The sequence below is a fragment of the Telluria sp. AZSoR62 genome (assembly GCF_058111565.1).
Genome location: NZ_JBYTST010000033.1, coordinates 1 through 1,094, shown reverse-complemented (window position 1 = coordinate 1,094; position 1,094 = coordinate 1). Strand labels below are relative to the sequence as shown.

The following is a 1,094-nucleotide window of genomic DNA, read 5'->3' as shown; positions in this document are numbered from 1 at the left end:
GCAGCAGGAAAGAGAGTATGCCGTGTTTCGCTTGGCTCGTCAATCCTCATTTTTGCTTCGTTGCAGATTTCTCTGCACCCGCTGCCTTCGTAAGCTTTTGATTACGTTAACATTTTCCAGTCTTCACATCGGCGTTCGCCATAGTGCGCCCTGAAGCGGAGGCGAACTATAGCAAAGCGCCAGTCACCTTGCAAGGCCCACGCGCTAGGGTGCGGACACTAAATGAGGGACCAGGCGCGCGGCCCTTTTCATTGCTTGCCGCGAATACAGTAGGGGAAAGTACTTTCCCCTGCTTGTCAGACCCGGCACGTGCAGCCCTTCTTTCTCGGCCCACGCCGCATCGCTACGGCATCGCCCGGCGCTGGCATCAGCCTATTTTATTTTCGGACGCGCCTGGGGGCGAGCCTTCCTTCGACCTAGCTCTCATTGACTGCGGTGTCGATGCGCAGTGGCGGGCTCCGCCAGTAGGTGATCGCACGCCACAGCCATTCTATCGGGCCATATCGAAAGCGCGACAGCCATACATGGCTGAACACGATCTGCACCGCGGCGAGCACCGCCGCCTCTATCCGGATGCTTTTTTCTCGCCAGCGCCGCGTTTTCGCCAGCTGCGCAGCGGCTTCGTCGAAGCGAGTCTGTGGCAGTGTATTGGGCACCGCCCAAGTGGCCGGACCGACAACGTGATGGTCCTTAGCAGCATCAGTACGAATGCGATCTCGAGCGGCTTGCCGAAGCGCGTCATGTGCTGCTCGCCGTCCAACCACCAGGTGGCGAGACCGAAAAAGGCCAGATGAGCGGCGATCCCAAGAACCAATCCATGCCGGGAATGAAGCCGACCCCCGACGTTCAACAGTTATGGCCAGCACGATCAACTTGAAGCGGCCGTACTGCACGATCAGCAGCGCCGTGGCAGCGGTCGCATAGCTGAACAGGAAGTCGCCGGCGAACAGGAAGATATGGTGGAGCGTGCTGAATATGGCCATGGCGATGCCACGCATATACCGGACTAGGAAGCTGTGAATCGCCACGGCTTTTCTAGACACTCGAGAGCCGCTGGAAATATTGCTTTTCAAACTCAACCGGCGACATGTCAT

1 protein-coding gene is annotated in these 1,094 nt (G+C 58.2%); it reads right to left on the bottom strand.

Annotation, left to right across the window (positions count from 1 at the left end; genetic code table 11):
• Positions 1-416: 416 nt before the first annotated feature.
• Positions 417-1,094: DUF418 domain-containing protein (locus AC3XQU_RS22675; RefSeq protein ID WP_489876425.1), on the bottom strand; the 678-nt coding region annotated here is incomplete at its 5' end.